This is a genomic window from Actinomycetospora cinnamomea, assembly GCF_003096675.1.
Taxonomy (GTDB): domain Bacteria; phylum Actinomycetota; class Actinomycetes; order Mycobacteriales; family Pseudonocardiaceae; genus Actinomycetospora; species Actinomycetospora cinnamomea.
Genome location: NZ_QEKW01000006.1, coordinates 168,190 through 180,087, shown reverse-complemented (window position 1 = coordinate 180,087; position 11,898 = coordinate 168,190). Strand labels below are relative to the sequence as shown.

Below are 11,898 nucleotides of genomic sequence, written 5' to 3'. Positions count from 1 at the left end.
GGCCCGCCGGCCGTGCCCGATACCCTCGGGCGCGATCCCTCGCCCGACCCGGAGGCCGCCACCCGTGCTCAAGGGATTCAAGGATTTCCTGCTCCGCGGGAACGTCGTCGACCTGGCGGTCGCCGTCGTCGTCGGCGCGGCGTTCACCGCCGTCGTCAGCGCGTTCACGAACGCCTTCCTCAAGCCGCTGATCCAGGTCTTCTCCGGTGGCGGCGAATTCGCCGGTTCGTTCGTCGTGCGTGGCGTCGTGTTCGACTACGCGAGCTTCATCAACGCGATCATCACGTTCCTCATCACCGCCGCGGTCATCTACTTCCTCGTCGTGGTGCCGCTGCGCATCGTCGAGGAGCGACGCCGGCGCGGCGAGGAGTCCGGCCCGTCCGAGCCCACCGACGTCGAGCTGCTCACCGAGATCCGTGACCTGCTGCGCGAGCAGGCCGCCCGCTCCTCCACCGGCGACGGGCGCGACACCGCGGGCGGCGCCGGCGGGCGCATCCCCTACCAGGACCGCTGACGGTTCAGGCCCCCGACACCGCGGGGTCGATCTCGAAGTGCACGGTCGACCACGGGTCGGGCCGCGCGTCGTGCACCAGCACCGCGCCCGGAAAGCCGGTCCAGAAGGCCAGCGCACCGGGCACGGCCGCGTTGGTGTGCAGGCAGACCGGGTCGTACCCCGCCGCGGACGCCCAGCGCGCGGCCTCGGTCGCCAGCATGCGGCCCACGCCGAGCCGACGGTGGGCGGGGTCGACCCAGACCCGGCAGATCTGGCCCACCCGCCGTCCCGCGTAGCGCGCGGCGAGCCATTCCGGGACGTACGCGGGCTTCGGGCCGCCCGGGCGCACCGACGCCGTGCCGGCCACCACGGGGCCGTCCCGCCCCTCGGCGAGGCACACGAACAGCCGCGTCCCCGGGCTCGCGAGGTAGGCACGCGCGAGGTCGTCGACGTCGGCGTGCAGCCGCGGGTCGTAGCCCCCGAGCTCCCGCTCGAGCATGCCCCGCATGTGCACCGCGACCGCCGGCAGGTCGTCCGGGCGCGCGGCGCGGACCACGGGCGGTGCGACGGCGAGGGTCATGGCTCCCACTATTGCAGGGCAGTGGCAACGGGGAAACAGGGCCAACGGCCGGGTTCTCCGAACGGGCAGGGTCTGGCAGGTGGCCGGCCGGCGCCGCCGGTACCCGTTCGCACGACCCTCGACCCGGTGTCACGACCACCCGCCGGTGACTGCTCCGTTCGGGCGTCGGTGACCCAGAGCGATCGCGCGGAGCACACGCGCTCCCGGATCGAACGGCCAATCGACCCAATCCACCGATCGGAGTATCAGGAGACGGCCACTCGGCGCCGTTGACCGGGTCGAGGGTCGGTACACGCCGGCCCAGCGGTGGACGTCGGGGAGGCGCGGTGCGGTCGGTGGTGGGGCAGGACCACGGGATCCCGACGCCGCGGGGTGCGGCCGCGCCCCACCCGACGTCCACCCGGTCCCGGGCCGTCACCGTGGAGATCCCCGCCCTGACCGGCCTGCGGGCGATCGCCGCGGTCTGGGTCCTGCTGCACCACCTGAGCTTCCTGCCCGTCACCGGCTACGCGGGGTGGTTCGCGCCCGTCGCGCCGGTCCTCGCCGCCGGGACGCTGGGCGTCGACCTCTTCTTCGCCCTCTCCGGTTTCCTGCTCGCCCGCTCCTACCTCGACCGGTGGCGGGGTGCTCCCGGTCCGCGGCAGGCGCTGGGCTTCGTGTGGGCCCGCCTGGCCCGCGTCTGGCCGCTCTACGCGGTCGTGGTGGTCCTGGTCGGGCTGTGGTGCGCCGCGCGCGCCGTCCTGGGGAGCGACGGTGTGATCACGTGGCAGGGCGCCCAGCCCGGCCTGGACCCCGTGAGCTGGCTGCGGCAGCTGACGATGACGCAGATGTGGGACTCGGGCGGCATCGACGGCGTCTCGTTCGTCCTGCCGGCGTGGTCGATCAGCGCCGAGTGGGCCGCCTACCTGGCCTTCCCGGTGCTGGCCGGCGCCGCCTGGCTGCTGCGCGGCTGGCCGCGCCCGGTGCTGGCCGTGCTCGCGGTGCTCGCCGCGACGCCGACCGCGGTGGTGGCGGTGCAGGGCTCCCTCGGCGGCTCGTTCGCCGGGTTCTGGGCGGTGCGGCTCGCCGCCGGCTTCACCGCCGGCGTGCTGGCCTGGCTGGTGGTGCGGCGGGTGCCGCGCACCGCCACGGTCTCGCGGTGGGCCCACCGGGTGCTGCTGCTCGTCATCGCCGAGGTCGTGCTGGTCGTGTACTGGGCCGCGACGGCGCCGCCGACCGCCGCGTTCGCCGCCGACGCCCGCGTCTTCCTCGCCGCACCGCTGATGCCGGCGCTGCTGGGCGCCCTGGCGCTCACCGACGGGCCGGTGGCCCGCGCGCTCGGCACCCCCCGCCTGCGCCACGGCGGGCGCATCTCCTACGCGCTCTACCTCGTGCACTTCCCGCTGATCGAGGTGGCGCTCGTCGTCATGACCCGTATCCCCGCGCTCGCCCCGGACACGGCGGCGGCCACCCTGCTCGTGCCCCACCTCGTGGTGGCGTCCCTGGTGCTCGCGCACCTGGCGTACCGCTTCGTGGAGGAGCCCGCGCAGGCCTGGATGCGGGACCGGGACCCGTCGCGGCGCCGGGGCAGCGCGCGCCGCGACGTGCGCCAGGCCCGGGGAGCGGAGGCCACCACGGCCTCCGGGCACCGGGCGAGCGGGCGGCGTGGGGGCAGCCACGCCGCCCGGCCGGCGGCGGCAGTTGCGTGAGGTGCGCTTCGCGCAGGAGAGCAGAACGGCGTGCTCCAGCACGCCGTTCTGCTGACGAGAGCCTCAGCGCACCCCTAGACGGGCAGCCGGCGGAAGATCGGGCGGGGGATGTGGCGCAGCACCGACATCAGCGCGCGCAGCGGCGCGGGCGCCCAGACCTGCTCCTTGCGGTTCCGCACCGCCGCCACGACGACCTCGGCGACCGCCTCCGGCGTGGTCGACAGCGGCGCGGGCGACATCCCCTCGGTCATCTTCGTGTGAACGAAGCCGGGGCGGACCACGGTGACGCCGATGCCCTCGCCGCGCAGGGCCTCGGTCAGCCCGGTGTAGAACGCGTCGAGCCCGGCCTTCGAGGAGCCGTAGACGAAGTTCGAGCGGCGGGGCCGCTCGGCCGCCACCGACGAGAGCGCCACGAGGTGCCCGTGGCCCTGGCGGCGGAACTCCGCGGCGAGCGCGACGCCCACCGACACCGCGGCCACGTAGTTGACCTCGGCGAGCTCGACGGCGACGTCGATGTCCTGCCAGGCCTTCTCCTGGTCGCCGAGGAGCCCGAACGCGACGAGTGCGACGTCGATGTCGCCGCCGGCGAAGGCCTTGCGGACGGCCTCGGTGTGCACGGCGGCGTCGCGGGCGTCGAACTCGACGGTCTCGACGCTCGCGCCGGCGCGCGTGAGCCGGGCGGCGGCGTCGGCGAGACGCGGGGACTGGCGTCCGGCGAGGACGACACGGACCGGGCCGCCCTGGAGGTAGCGCTCGGCGACCGCGAGGCCGATCTCCGAGGTGCCGCCCAGCAGCAGCAGGGACGACGGGTGGCCGACGGCGTCGATCATGGTTCTCCTCAGCGGGTGAGCCGGAGGCGGCGCGACATGTCCGAGGCGAACACGCCGTCGGGGTCGGCGGCGTCGCGGACCTTGCGCCACTCGTCCAGCCGGGGGTACATGGCGGCGAAGGTGTCGGGGTCGGTGCGCGAGTCCTTCGCGGTGTAGAGGCGCCCGCCCATCGCGAGCACGCGCTCGTCGAGGGACCGGCAGAACGCGCCGAGCCCCTCGACGATCGGGAAGTCCACGCAGATGTTCCAGCCGGGCATCGGGAACGACAGCGGCGCGCGGTTGCCCTCGCCGAACTTCTTGAAGACGTTGAGGAACGAGACGTGCCCGGACTCGGCGATGTCGCGCACGATCGCCCGGAACTCGTCCTCGGCGGCGAGCGGGACGATGAACTGGTACTGCAGGAAGCCCTTCGAGCCGTAGGCCCGGTTCCAGTCCCCGAACAGGTCCAGCGGGTGGTAGAAGGCGGTCAGGTTCTGGATCTGGCCCCGCTTGTTCTTCGTCTTGCGGTAGTACAGCTCGCCGATCAACGAGAACGTCGCCTTGTTGGCCAGCCCGTTCGGGAAGACGTCGGGGAGCGTTGCCAGCTGTGGGGCGTCGAACTTCAGCGGGTCGCGTCGCAGCCTCGCGGGCAGCTCGTCGAGGCGGGCCAGTGAGCCGCGACCCAGGGCGGCCCGACCGAGCTTCGACCCCGTCGAGATCGAGTCGAACCACGCCGACGAGTAGTCGTAGGCCTCGTCGGAGCCGTCGGAGAAGCGCTCGATGGTCTCGTCGAGGTTCGCCGTGCGCTCGGTGTCGGCGACGAAGTACGCGGTCTCGGTCTTCGTCATGCGGATCGTGGCGCGCAGGATGACCCCGGTCAGCCCGATGCCGCCGACCGTCGCCCAGAACAGCTCGGACTCCGGGCCGTCGGGCTCGAGGCGGCGGACCTCGCCCGAGGCCAGCAGCAGGTCCATCGACACGACGTGGTCGCCGAAGCTGCCCGCCGTGTGGTGGTTCTTGCCGTGGATGTCGTTGGCGATCGCCCCGCCGATCGTCACCTGGCGCGTCCCCGGCAGCACCGGCACCCACAGCCCGAACGGGAGGGCGACGCGCATGAGGCGGTCGAGCGAGACACCCGCGTCGAGGTCGACCAGGCCGGTCCCGGCGTCCACGTTGTGGATCTTGTCGCGCGCCGTCATGTCGAGCACGAGCCCGCCCGCGTTCTGGGCGGTGTCGCCGTAGGAGCGCCCGAGCCCCCGCGCGATGACCCCGCGCGAGCCCGCCCCCGCGACGGCCTCGGCCAGCGCCTCGGTGGAGGCGACGTCGTCGCCGGTGAGCACGGTGGCCCGACTCGGGGCCGTGCGGGCCCACCCGGCGAGCGTCTTCACGGAGCGTGGCATCCCGGGCGAGTCTAGGGGGTGTCCAGGACGGGAACGCTCGCGCGTCCCGTCCGGGCCCAGCCCGGGACCGTCTCCTCGCCCACCTGCGGCGTCAGCGACCCGAGAGGTAGGCGCGGCACCCAGCGCGCCAGTCCGACGGCGTCGCGGGTCGGCTCGCCGTCGAGGTAGACCGGGAGGCGGACCTCCTCGACGAGCAGCCGGGCGGTGAGGAACGGTCCGCCGGTGGTGGGCGCGACCGCGATCTCGCCCGCGTCGGACAGGCCCGGCGGGGTGACGCGCCAGGGCGGTACCTCGGCCGTGCCGCCGGTCAGGGCGGGCAGGCGCAGGCACGGGAAGACGAAGGCCACGGGCCAGTCGACGAGCGCGGTGCTGCCGGGTGGCACGACCTCGTCGAACGGCACGGTGCGCGGCACCCGCGGCTCGCTGACCGCCAGCGGCAGCTCCGGGGCCTGGCCCGCCGGGCTCGCGCCCTGCGCCGTCCCCGGGTCCCGCGCCGTGCTCGTGGCCCGCACGCGCACCAACGTCGTGCCCTCGGGCGCGACCGCGCGCAGGTCGCGCGGGGCGGTGCCGTCGGTCGGCCCGCCCGGCTCCGCGGCGACGGGGTCGTCCGTCGGCGACGCCGCGAACTCCAGGGTCACCGACCCGCGCGCGAGGCCGCCGCTGGCGGTGACCACCACCGGCGCCTCGCGCTCGAGGGCCCGCGGGGGCAGCACGAACCAGTCCGAGCGGAGCTCGGCCGGCGCGGCCCCCGCCGGCGTCGGCGGCGCCACCCAGCCCGGGAGCTCCCGCCCCCCGACCCGCAACGGCACCGCCGCGGGCGCCTGCTCCGTCCGGACGAACGATGTTGTCAGCGGTGTGGCACCACGGACACTGGGCGTCTGCGATGGCCCACCGCTGACATCGATCGGTTCCGCCGAACGGGGGCCCGGGGGCAGGAGGCCGGCGCGGGGATCCGTCTCGACCGCGAGGTGCGGCGCGAGCCCGCAGGGGTCGCCGCGCAGGGCGGCCAGGGCGTCGGCGCCGTAGCTGTACGTCCCGGCGCGGTCGAGGGTGACCTTGACGAACGAGCCGCCCACGAGCGCGACCACGGCGACGACGAGCACCAGCGCGAGCCCGCCCGGCGCCAGCACGCGAGCGGCACGGCGCGGCAGCCGCCCGCGCGCCCCCACGACGAGGGCGAGGACGACCGTGCCGGCGATGGTCACCGGCAGCGTGACGTCCGCCAGCGGCACGCGCGCGACCTGCGGCGGGATGTCGTTCCAGAACACGCCCCAGGTCGAGGCGTAGGCCCACTGGTTGTGGCCGAGGAGCACGAGCGTCGTCACCAGCCCGAGCCCGCCGAGCACGACGACGAGCGCCGGGCCGCGCAGGCGGGCGACGGCGGCGACGACCCGCGGCGACCAGAGCACGACGAACAGGGTCAGCACCACCGTGCCGACGCCGATGAGCTCCCCGAAGTGCAGCGTCCACTTCGTCGGGCTGACGATCAGCAGGACCGGGCCGAGCGCCGCGACCGCGAGCAGGCGCCGCGCCGGGCCGACCGCCACGCCGACGCGCAGGCGCGCCGCGAGCAGGGCCCACGCCACCGCGGGCAGGGCGAGCAGGGTGAGCAGCACGGGCAGCCGCGCCGCCAGCCCGCCCTGCACGGAGCCCGGGGTGACCAGCTCGACGTAGCGCGCGAGCTCCTGCCACCAGGGCTGCCCGCCGCCGATGAGCTGGCGGACGCGGGTCGCCTCGAGCAGCCCCGCCAGCGACTGGTCGGCGGCCATCGGCAGCACCGCCACCGCGAGCCCCGCGACGACCACCAGCGCCCGCGTCCACCCCTCCCGGCGCCCGAGCCCCGCGCGCGCCAGCGCCGGCAGGGCGACGAGCAGCGGCGCGAGCCCGAGCAGCGCCCCGGGCGTCAGCGCGACCGTGATCCCCGCCAGCACCGCCGCGGCGAGCAACGGCAGCAGCGCCCGCGTGGCGACGGCCCTCTCCGCGCACACCCAGACCGCCAGCACCCCCAGCGCCAGCCACGGCTCGGGCCGCAGCGAGAGGCCGAACGGTGCCCACCAGGCCGCGAACGCGGCCGCGGCCACCCACGTCGGCCCCGGCCGGCGCAGCGCCGGGCCGAGGCGGGGCAGGGCGTGGCGGCGCAGCAGCGCCCAGAGCAGCAGGCCGATCACGGTCGCCGGCACCCGCAGCCACAGCACCGAGGCCTCGCCGGGCGCGAGTGCCGCCCAGGCCCGCATCACCTCGTAGAACCAGCTGAACGGCGCCTCGGGCGCGTTGAGCCAGCGGTAGACGTTGCCCGTGAACCCGTTCTCGCCGCGCGAGCGCAGGATGCCGGCGATGTAGCCGTCGTCGACCGTCGCGGGTCCGACGAGGGCCCAGCCCACGAGCCCCAGGGCGACGACGCCGTCGACGGGACGCGGCCGCGGCCACCGGGGTGCGCGCCACGACGCGCCGCGGACCGCCGCCCCCACCATCCCGGCCAGCCCCACCAGCACCCCGAGCCCGAGCAGGACCTTCAGCACGCCGGGCGTGGTCTGGAAGCGCGTGTCGGTGCGCAGCGCCAGCGAGAGGCCCTCGGTACTCGGCGCCCCGGTCAGCACCGCGGCGACGACGGGCCGCACGTCGCCCTCCCGGGTCGCGACCACCCCGCCGTCCACCGCGACCTGCGTGCGTTCGGGGTCCGACGCGACGCGCAGCGTGCAGGGGCCGCGCGGGACCGGGACCGCCGCGAGGGCCTCACCGTTGCTGGTGACGAGCGCGCCGCCGGGCAGCGGCCGGACCGCGAGGCCGCCGACCGGCGACGGCGGGGTGCCCGGCGGCGTCGTCGCCAGCGTCGCGGCCCCGGGCGGTGTCGCGGCCAGCGCGGCGCAGCTCACCGACGCGTCCAGCGCGACCGGCTGGTACGGCATCAGCGGCAGCGCGACCGCCGTCTGCCCGGGCGCCTCCGGCCAGGTGAAGGTGACGACGGGCTGGGCCACCGGCGCGAGCGGGAACGCGATCGCGCACAGCAGCGTGAGCGCGGCGGACGCGAGGAGCAGCCCGGGACCGCCCGCCGAGGGTCCGGCAGCGCCGCGCTCCGCGTCCGTCCTCGTGGGTCCGGCTCCCCTGCGCTCCGCGTCCCGGGCCTGCTCAGCCGATGTACTCACGGCCCGAGTAGGCCTCCGAGGCCAGGGTCGCGAACCGGTCGAGACCGCCGCGCGTGACCTGGCCGACGGTGAGGTCGTAGCCGTCGGTGGGGTGGTCGTAGACGATCCGGTCGACGTTGCCCCAGAGCAGCGCCGGCACCCCGCCCGGGGTGATCGCCGAGAACGGGCGCACGGTGGCCCACGTCCGCTCCGACTGGACCATGGTGCCGCCCCACGACTCGAATGTCGGGTTGGCGAGGATCCACTCCGGGGTGTTCTCGGCGGCGATGAGGCGCAGCGTCGGTGTGGGCGCGATGCCGTGGCGCACCGCGACCTGGTCCACGCACGGCCACAGCACCGCCGAGAGCTGGTCGGCGAACACCCCGCCGGTCACCCCCGGCGTGGCGCGGGCGGCCGGCTCCGTCAGCGCCGACACCGGCTGCATCCGCGCGAGCTGTGGCGCGGCGACGGCGAGCGCGCTCTCGGGCCCGGCGACCCGGTCCTCGACCTGCAGGCGCACCGCGCTCGGCCGGCTCCCCGGCAGCTGCACCGGGATCTCCTGCCACTGCCGTGCGGTGAAACCGGACACCGGCGTCACGGCGATCGACTCGGCCTCGACCGGGGCGCGCGGGTCACCCGAGCCGAACTGGACGACGATCCGCTGGCGGTCGGGGTCGTTGCCGGCGACCGGGACGACGAGGTGCGTGGGCGCCTCCGGGTCGTCGGCGGGGTCGACGGCGGGCAGCGGGTACCAGCCGGTGGTCAGCGTCCCGAGGCCGGTCACGCCGGGCGCCGTGCTGGGGTCGGCGCCGGCGACGAGCTCGACCTGGTCGTGCCACACCGCCCCCGACGCCGGCGGCGGCACCGGCGCCGGGTCGTCCGCGGCCAGGGCGAAGTCGCCGGTGCGCACCTCGGGTGTCGTGGGCGCGCCGACGTCGCGCTCGGTCCGCGCCATCACCGACACGGCCTCGCCGAGCCCGCATCCGCGCCCGGTCAGGGCCTGCAGCTGGCTGCCGGCCACGGTCCAGCCCGGCGACTGCCGCAGCGGCGCGACCACCATCACCGCGACCATGAGCCCGACCAGCATGCCGGTCGCCGTGACGAGCACGGCCCGCTCCGGCGTCACCCCGAACGTCCGCCGCCGGGCGCGCCGGCGCCACGCCAGCCACCCCCCGGCGAGCGCGGCGACGAGCAGCCACCACCACACGTCGCGCAGGTAGAACTCGCCCCAGTGCGGCGCGAGCCGCTCGAGATCCAGCATCGAGATCTCGGGGTCGAGGTGGTCGCCGAAGGGCTGCCCGCGGTCGCTGTAGGGCTTCCACACGTTGGGCCCGGCGAAGCCGAACACCGTCGCCCCGGTGAGCAGGGCGACGGACGCCCCGGTCACCAGCGCGCCCGCCCGCCGCGGCAGGGGCGAGCGCAGGAGCGTGAGCGCGAGCAGCACGGTGGCCGGCGCGGCGACGGCCCCGAAGTGGTTGACCCACTTGGTGGGGGTCAGGGCGAGCAGGCCGAGCGCGACGGCGGTGGTCACCGCGGCGCCCAGGGTGGCGTCGCGCAGCCGCCCGCCGGCCGGGCCCCGACGTCCGCTGCCGATCGACACCACGACCAGCAGGACCACCGTGAGCAGCACCGGCAGGCGCCGTCCCCAGGTGCCGGTCTCGATGAGCGTCCGGTAGTGGGCCCACTCCTCGTACCAGGGGAAGGTCAGGTAGTAGTAGCTGTGCACGGCGGTGGCCTCGACGACGTCGCCGAGCGTGGCGTCGCCGAAGCCGATCGGGATCGCGATGGTGCCGGCGGCGACGACCGCGCCGGCCGCCCCGAGCCGCGAGCGCCACCCGTGCGCGACGAGCCAGCGCCACAGCCAGGGCAGGGCCACGACGACGGGCGCGGCGGCCACCAGCCCCGACGGGGACACGCTGACCGCCAGCGCGGCGAGGGCCGTCGCCGGGATCAGCGGGCCGACCGCCTCCCGCCGCCGCGCGACCTCGGCGAGCACGAGCACCGCGGCCGACAGTGGGACGATGACCACCTCGGGGCGCAGCGCCATCCCGTACGGCAGCCACCACGCGAGGTGGGCGAGCAGCAGCGCCCACGCCACCGCGGGCAGGCGTCCGGCCCGTCCGAGCACGGTCACGAGCAGGGTCCGCAGCAGCCACCACGTGACGAGCCCGAGGACGAGGGGCAGCAGGCGCATCCACAGCAGACCCCAGCCGGGCAGGCCGAGGGCCTCGCCGAGGTGACCCCACAGCGCCATGAGGTACTGCGAGAACACGAACGGGTTCTCCGTCGTGTTGAACATGTAGATCTGGTTGCCGATGTAGCCCGTCGGCGTCGCGCCGCGCGCCATCAGCAGGTACCAGGAGTCGTCGTTCTGCAGCGGCCCGAGCACGACCCAGGCCGCGGACACGAGCAGCACCACGGCGTCCGCGGGATGGAACCGGGGCCGCTCGACGGCCGGGCCCCGGCCGCGCCAGCGCCGGGTCGCGAGCACGAGGGTCGCGGCCAGGGCGAGCGCGTGGAGCACGAGAAGCATGAGCTTGAGCGTGCTCGGCACCGAGGAGTAGCGGTCGTCGGCGTGCACGGTCGCGCGGAGACCCGGCGTGCCCGGCGCGTCCGTCGCGAGCTGGGCGACCTGGGGCACGAGCGCGCCGGGACGGTCGACGAGCACCTCCCCGTCGCGCTCCACCCGCGTGCCGGCCTGGTCGGCGACGATGCGGTAGGTGCAGTCGCCGAGGGGCAGCAGCTCGTCGAGCAGCGTGTCGCCGGAGCTCGTGACGACGACCCGCCCGCCGCTGTTGACCACGGCCAGGCCGCGACCGGGGGTCCCGGCGGAGTCGGGCTGGGTGCGCAGCGCGTCGCCGCCGGGGCGCAGGGCCGCGCACGGCACGTCGGCGGTCAGCGACAGGGGGCGGTACGGGGTGAGCGGCAGGCTCGTCGACGTCGCCGGCGCGCCCGCCCGGGGCCAGGTGACCACCGGGTCGTCGGCGACCACCGGGGCCAGCGGGATCGCCAGGCCGAGGATCACGGTGAGCGCGGCCAGCGCCGCGAGCCACCACCCGGCGGCCCGCGAGCGGCCCCGCCGCGGCGTGTCCGTCTCGTCGCGGGGGCCCGCGCCCGGGGCCGGGTCGGCCCGGTCCTCCTGCGCTGCCACCACGGCCATGGGTGGCGACGATATCGACGGGCCGACGGCGGGCCCCGACGTGGTCGGCCCCCGTCGCCTCGTACCCTCGACGGATGACCGTGACCGGCCCCGACACCGGCGAGCGACCCGCGCCCCTGGGCCTCAAGGCGCAGATCGTGCGCTTCGTGGCCATCGGCGCCGTCGCGGCGGGCGTCGACCTCGGCGTCTACGCGGGTCTCCTCGCGCTCGGGGTGTGGGCGCCGCTGGCCAAGGCGGTGTCGTTCATCCTCGGCACCACGACGGCCTACCTGCTCAACCGCCGCTTCACCTTCGCCTCCTCGTCGGGCGGCGCGGGGAGGTTCCTCGGCTTCGTCGTGCTCTACGGCTCGACCTTCGCCGTCAACGTCGGCGTCGCGAGCCTCGTGCTGCACCTCATGGACGCGCCGTCGGTGAACCCCGGCCCCCTCGCGGCCTTCCTGTCCTGGTTCATCGCCCAGGGCTGCGCGACGACGATCAACTTCGTCGTCATGCGCACGGTGATCTTCCGCGACTGATCGCCCGTGGTTTCCGCAGCGAACGCGCTGTTCGCTGCTTCTATGCGCGCGAAGTCCCCGTTCGCATCCGCGTGTCGCCGGCTGCTCCGGGCGCGAACGCGGAGTTCGGACGCGTAGAGGCAGCGAACACC

8 protein-coding genes are annotated in these 11,898 nt (G+C 75.8%); 3 read left to right on the top strand and 5 right to left on the bottom strand.

The features are described from left to right. Positions 1 to 64: 64 nt before the first annotated feature. Positions 65 to 514 carry a large conductance mechanosensitive channel protein MscL gene (gene mscL / locus C8D89_RS13850; RefSeq protein ID WP_116708705.1) on the top strand — a complete coding sequence of 150 codons (450 nt, stop codon included), beginning with the start codon at positions 65 to 67 and terminating at the stop codon, positions 512 to 514. Positions 515 to 518: 4 nt separating this feature from the next. Here mscL and C8D89_RS13845 read toward each other — a convergent pair whose 3' ends face one another. Next, positions 519 to 1,073 carry a GNAT family N-acetyltransferase gene (locus tag C8D89_RS13845; RefSeq protein ID WP_116708704.1) on the bottom strand — a complete coding sequence of 185 codons (555 nt, stop codon included), beginning with the start codon at positions 1,071 to 1,073 and terminating at the stop codon, positions 519 to 521. A 326-nt stretch (positions 1,074 to 1,399) separates the two neighbouring features. Between C8D89_RS13845 and C8D89_RS13840 the strand changes: the two genes are divergently transcribed. Next, the gene (locus C8D89_RS13840; RefSeq protein ID WP_165825694.1) at positions 1,400 to 2,761 is read left to right on the top strand and encodes an acyltransferase family protein; all 1,362 of its coding nucleotides are present in this window, start codon (positions 1,400 to 1,402) and stop codon (positions 2,759 to 2,761) included. 74 nt (positions 2,762 to 2,835) lie between these two features. Here C8D89_RS13840 and dprE2 read toward each other — a convergent pair whose 3' ends face one another. From dprE2 to C8D89_RS13820, 4 genes are read right to left on the bottom strand one after another with little or no spacing between them, the layout of a single operon-like run. Continuing rightward, positions 2,836 to 3,591, bottom strand: coding sequence for a decaprenylphospho-beta-D-erythro-pentofuranosid-2-ulose 2-reductase (gene dprE2, locus C8D89_RS13835; RefSeq protein ID WP_116708702.1), 756 nt, complete (start codon positions 3,589 to 3,591; stop codon positions 2,836 to 2,838). Positions 3,592 to 3,599: 8 nt separating this feature from the next. Continuing rightward, positions 3,600 to 4,970 (bottom strand): decaprenylphosphoryl-beta-D-ribose oxidase, encoded by a 1,371-nt coding sequence (gene dprE1 / locus C8D89_RS13830; RefSeq protein WP_116708701.1) that lies wholly within the window; start codon positions 4,968 to 4,970, stop codon positions 3,600 to 3,602. Positions 4,971 to 4,981: 11 nt separating this feature from the next. Then, positions 4,982 to 8,113 carry an arabinosyltransferase domain-containing protein gene (locus C8D89_RS13825; protein ID WP_116708700.1) on the bottom strand — a complete coding sequence of 1,044 codons (3,132 nt, stop codon included), beginning with the start codon at positions 8,111 to 8,113 and terminating at the stop codon, positions 4,982 to 4,984. Then, positions 8,097 to 11,252, bottom strand: a complete 3,156-nt coding sequence (locus tag C8D89_RS13820) for an arabinosyltransferase domain-containing protein (RefSeq protein ID WP_116708699.1) — start codon at positions 11,250 to 11,252, stop codon at positions 8,097 to 8,099. Before C8D89_RS13820 ends, C8D89_RS13825 begins: the two co-directional genes overlap by 17 nt. A gap of 74 nt (positions 11,253 to 11,326) precedes the next feature. Between C8D89_RS13820 and C8D89_RS13815 the strand changes: the two genes are divergently transcribed. After that, on the top strand, positions 11,327 to 11,767 hold the full coding sequence (locus C8D89_RS13815; RefSeq protein WP_116708698.1) for a GtrA family protein: 441 nt from the start codon (positions 11,327 to 11,329) through the stop codon (positions 11,765 to 11,767). The last annotated feature ends 131 nt before the right edge of the window (positions 11,768 to 11,898 follow it).